The sequence below is a fragment of the Burkholderia sp. HMSC10F09 genome, assembly GCF_001806955.1.
Taxonomy (GTDB): Bacteria; Pseudomonadota; Gammaproteobacteria; order Burkholderiales; family Burkholderiaceae; genus Burkholderia; species Burkholderia multivorans.
In genome coordinates this window covers 1-4,634 of record NZ_KV786694.1, presented here as the reverse complement: position 1 = coordinate 4,634, position 4,634 = coordinate 1, and the positions used below count along the sequence as shown (strand labels likewise).

Annotated in this window: 3 protein-coding genes and 1 pseudogene; all 4 read left to right on the top strand. The window is 58.1% G+C overall.

The genetic code is table 11. From position 1 onward, the window contains the following. Positions 1-42 precede the first annotated feature (42 nt). Complete coding sequence (locus HMPREF3115_RS13170) at positions 43-2,268, top strand: T6SS phospholipase effector Tle1-like catalytic domain-containing protein (RefSeq protein ID WP_070554679.1); 2,226 nt, start codon at positions 43-45, stop codon at positions 2,266-2,268. A 67-nt stretch (positions 2,269-2,335) separates the two neighbouring features. Next, positions 2,336-3,220, top strand: coding sequence for a DUF4123 domain-containing protein (locus tag HMPREF3115_RS13165; protein ID WP_070554678.1), 885 nt, complete (start codon positions 2,336-2,338; stop codon positions 3,218-3,220). A gap of 11 nt (positions 3,221-3,231) precedes the next feature. Continuing rightward, the gene (locus HMPREF3115_RS29215; RefSeq protein WP_080560084.1) at positions 3,232-3,513 is read left to right on the top strand and encodes a PAAR domain-containing protein; all 282 of its coding nucleotides are present in this window, start codon (positions 3,232-3,234) and stop codon (positions 3,511-3,513) included. A 3-nt stretch (positions 3,514-3,516) separates the two neighbouring features. After that, positions 3,517-4,467, top strand: a pseudogene (icmH, locus tag HMPREF3115_RS13160) (type IVB secretion system protein IcmH/DotU); the annotation flags it as partial. Positions 4,468-4,634: the final 167 nt, after the last annotated feature.

Below are 4,634 nucleotides of genomic sequence, written 5' to 3'. Positions count from 1 at the left end.
GAACTATGAGTATCCGAAGGGCGTGATGCGAGGGCTCCGATAATGAACTTGAAATGGCCTGAACCGATGTCGGAGGGCGGGCGATTGATGAACCACGAAGCGAACGAGGCGTGGCTGACAGGGTATTGCCGTGTCGCTGGTTCGTTGATGCCGTGTCAAAGGATTTTGCATATTTCGTTGTTTTTTGACGGCACGAACAACAACGATGACGAGAATAATCCTAAGTGGAGAGACTCAAACACGTGGTGCCACACAAACGTCGCGCGACTGTACAGGGCGGCGATTTTTGAACAAAATAAAGGTATATATAAATACTATATTGCCGGTGTGGGCACGCCTTTCGAGAAAATTGGTGAAAGCACGTATTCTCAAGACGGTAAGGCGCTTGCGAAAGGATTCAATCAAAGATGTGTATGGGCGTACACGCGCGTACTCAATTCAGTCTACGGCGCAATTCTGGAAGATTCGCGATGGGAGCTAATTCCTGACGATGACGCAAAACAACTGAGCAACATCGGCGCTTTCTGCGACAAAACCACGTTCGACCTGCACTTCGATGATCGACTGAAAATACTCCAAGTCGCACATGCCAACGCAAAAACGGAAAACACGATCAAGAAGATCTGGATCAACGCGATCGGTTTTTCCCGTGGCGCGGCTGCGGCGCGAGCGTTCGTGAACAAACTCGTGAACGAATGGGCGCCGAGCGGCATGCTGGGGAAGCCGGAGCACGGTCCAACGTTGCCCTATCAGGTGAACTTCATGGGCCTGTTTGACACGGTTGCATCCGTAGGCTTGCCAGATTCTTTTCGTACCGCGTTGAATCTGGACCTCCTCGATGGACATGCGCATTTCGCCAGCGATGATGGTCTGGCGATTCCCGACTCGGTTCGCAGTTGCGTCCACGCGTTCTCGATCCACGAGCAGCGCATGAGTTTTCCGCTTGACTCCATTCGGCAGGGTGGCGGTTACACCGGCGGTGAGGTGCGTCGAGAGATCGCATATCCCGGCGTGCATTGGGACGTGGGTGGTGGATATGGACCGGGCGACCAGGGCAAGGGCTGCGATGAGTCCGGAAACGGAATGGACGAAAGAAAGCTCAGCCAGATTGCGCTGCACGACATGTATATCGCAGCCCTTCGGTACGGCGTGCCGATGATGAAGGCGAGCGATATTCTAGAAATTGACTATTTGGCCAAAGATTTCAAACTCCATCCCGACACCATCGCAGCCTTCAATGCCTGGCTGAAAACAACCAGCCCGATCAGTAGCGTCGAGGAAGCCATGTCCTTCGGTATGTCTCAGATGCTGAGCTGGCGTGCATTGCGGGCACAGTTCACGAAGCGCTCTTATGTCACGAACCAGGGCTTTTACAAGCGCGCGCGAGAAGATCGGCTGACGCCACGCAAGATGACGCAGGCAGTCGAGAAGGCCAAACCGAATGATGCGCGCCTTCGGGAGTTGAATGCCAAGCGCAATAAGGCATTGGCAAAGTTGTGGCATGCGAAAACAAGTCGACCGTATCCGCAGCATATTCCTGCGATCGATGCCGCCCAGAAAGAACTTGATGCCGTAGACCTCGAGATCCGGAGCCGGCTGGAAGAGATCTACGCGGAGATTGCCTACGCCGACGTCGCGGAGGACAAGCGTCCGCAGTCGGGCCGCCCAGGAGAAGGGGAAGGCGATATCACGGCCAACGACAAAACGGATTTGCTCCAGGGCGCGGAGGAAATGCGTTTGCTATTGGCGCATCTTCACCCTGAACAGCGTACCGATCTTTCAGTCGACGTATCCGACGCGACCGTTATACCGCCGAGCCATGACGGGGATGCGCAACCGAAGCGGATTCTCTCGGTGCGACACGCACCCCCGCTCGACGATGCTTCCGACGTCGATTCGCCGCGAATGTCGTTGGTAGACGTCGGCGCGATCAAGTTTCATGCGACGCGTACTTCCTTGATGCAAACGTACAACGTTGCTGACGATGTGTTGCCGAAGCCCGTCGCGGAAGTGGAATCGTTTCTGAAGAAGCACACATCGATGCAAGCGCTCAGTTCGCTACCCCAAGCCGCAGTCAAACTGTTCGACGACTACGTCCACGACAGCCGGTGCTGGTTCCGCGTGCCGTATTTCCACGAATACGCGCCGGGCGGATACGGATGGCCGCGCGTGGTCTTTGTCGGCAAGGAACGCCTGTCATGGCTTGGCCAGGATCCGCTCGCGGTCGCGCTCCGAGAGTTTGACGGAGCAGAAGCGGCGATTGCTTGACGTGGTTTCCGCGACACATCGCGCAACCGAAACAGCGCCATTCGAAACAGCAATATCGGTCAGATACATGCAATCCCAATTCGACGAAACGCATATTCGTCTATTCGCGCTCATTGATGGCGCGGCGGCCCCTGAACGACTGCAAGCCGTGCGCGAGCAAGCCGGCGTGAAGTTCGTGAACGTCTACGAGGGACTGCCGGAGGCCGAGTCCGGGTTGGCGTCGCTCTTTCTCGTGCCCGTGGAGGATCCGGAGGCGGCATGGGTAGCCGAGCTCGATCGTATCGATCGGCATTCTCCCTGTCTGTCGGTCGTCTGGGGGCGTGTGCCGATCGATCAATTGGCGGTTCACCTTCGTGCCTTTTTGTTCGCGGACATCGGCGATGGTGTGACGGCAATGGTCAGGTTCTTCGACCCTCGTAACACCGGCGCCGTGTTCAGCGTATGGGGCGAATCGATTCGCGACATTTTCATGGGGCCGATCGACCGGTGGATGTATCGCGGGCGGCACCGCGACTGGCAGCGCGTCGAGAACGACACGCTGCATGGCGCAAAAATTTGCCGCTCCATCCTGATCGAACTCGAACAGGAGGATGTCGATGCGTTGACCGCGCACACCGAGCCGGACGAATTGCTCGCGGTGATGATCGACGCTGGTCTGGTCGACGGTTCGCTGCCCTATCTCGATCGACTTGCCGACTTCATGCCGCGCTACGAACGAGCGCTGAATTGGATGCTGACCGAGCCGTCCGACAAACTCGGTTTCTGCCGGGAAACATATCGATACGGAATCGCGTTCGATCGCAATCCGCAAATTGCGGAAGCGCTGGACAGGCGAACGCAGCTTGGTACGACGTTTTACTCGGCGATGGACGAAGTGCCATCGCACGTCTGGCGTGAGCTCGATCGCGAGAGCCGTTCACGTTCCCGGTCGTCCAGCCGTACCTCCTCATGAGAGAGAACAACATGGCGTTGCAAATTATTGTCGTCGGTGACGTCACATCACACGGTGGACGCGTCGTAACCGGCTCTGAAACACATCTGGTCGGGGACAAGGGCATCGCACGCCTTTTCGATTTGGTCGATTGCCCCATGACGTATCCGGATGGACGTCCACATGGCCGCAACAAGATCATCGAGGCTCATCCGACGTTCACGATCAATGGCCGGCGAGTCGCTTTGCACGGCCACCGCTGCGAATGCGGTTGCACGCTGATTGGTAGCGGTACGGCGAGCGTAGGGGACTAAGGTATGGCAAAAGTGAGAGGAACCGTGGAGTCCGCGGTCTTGGATGAGGACGCGGTCCATGCCCCTGAATCGACATCGTCCGCAAGCGTAAAAGCGGCGATCGAAAACTCTGCGAGCCACTCGGCGCCGTCGAAGGAGATGCCGCCGCCCGAGTCGTTTGCCGAACGACTCGCCGCCGTGAAGGCGGCGTCAAATCCATTGCTCGAAGCATCGCGCGTCCTGCTGCGCGCACAGGCCGACATGCCGGAGAAGTTCGCGTCGAAGAATGCGGTCGCGTCGTTGCGCGCGCTTCTCGAGCAGGAGGTTCGGATATTCGAGAAGCTATGCGAGCAGGCCAACATCCGTCGCGACCATATGATCGGCGCCCGATATTGCCTGTGCACGGCGCTGGACGAGACGGTCACGCAAACCGCATGGGGCAAAGCCGGTTCGGCGGGGATCGCATGGATCAAAGGCGGGCTGGCCACGACGTTCCACGGCGATCTCGACGGAGGCGACAAGGTCTACCTGCTGATCGGACGTTTACTCGAAGATCCGCACGAGCATCGAGACCTGCTCGAAGTGATTTATCGGACGCTCAGTCTCGGCTTCGAAGGGCGCTACCGCGGCGGTGCCGACGGCAAGCGCAAGCACGACGCGATTCGCCAGAGGCTCTACAACGTCATCACATCGCAACGCGACCCTGTGCCATTGACGTTGTCTCCGCACTGGCAACCCAGCACAAAGGGCAAGCGCCCGTCGTTCTACGATTTCCCCGTGTGGATTACCGCAACGCTCTTGTCGGTGATCCTGCTCGGCCTATTCGGATGGTTCAAGTACGAACTCTCCAGTCAGAGCGCGGACGTTCGGAAGCAGATTGCCGACGTTGCCCGCATGACGCCGCCGCCAGCGCCGCCGCCGCAACTGCACCTCAAGCAGTTGCTCAAGGATGAAATCGCCGTCGGCACGGTGAGCGGCATGTGGCGGGGGAGTTTCCGTCGCTCAAGCTGGAACTTTTGGGTGTCCGTGCGTAAGCGACTGGGCACGAATGGGCCGGCCGCGGCCGGCAATTGGTGATTCGACAGAGAGATTGGAATGGCTTTGTTTGACGCATCACGGACGCTATCGGTTTCCGGCGCGGC

What these genes read in the sequence shown, in the direction of transcription:
- HMPREF3115_RS13170 (WP_070554679.1), top strand. Translation starts at nt 43, where the DNA reads ATGAACTTGAAATGGCCTGAACCGATGTCGGAGGGCGGGCGATTGATG.
- HMPREF3115_RS13165 (WP_070554678.1), top strand. Translation starts at nt 2,336, where the DNA reads ATGCAATCCCAATTCGACGAAACGCATATTCGTCTATTCGCGCTCATT.
- HMPREF3115_RS29215 (WP_080560084.1), top strand. Translation starts at nt 3,232, where the DNA reads ATGGCGTTGCAAATTATTGTCGTCGGTGACGTCACATCACACGGTGGA.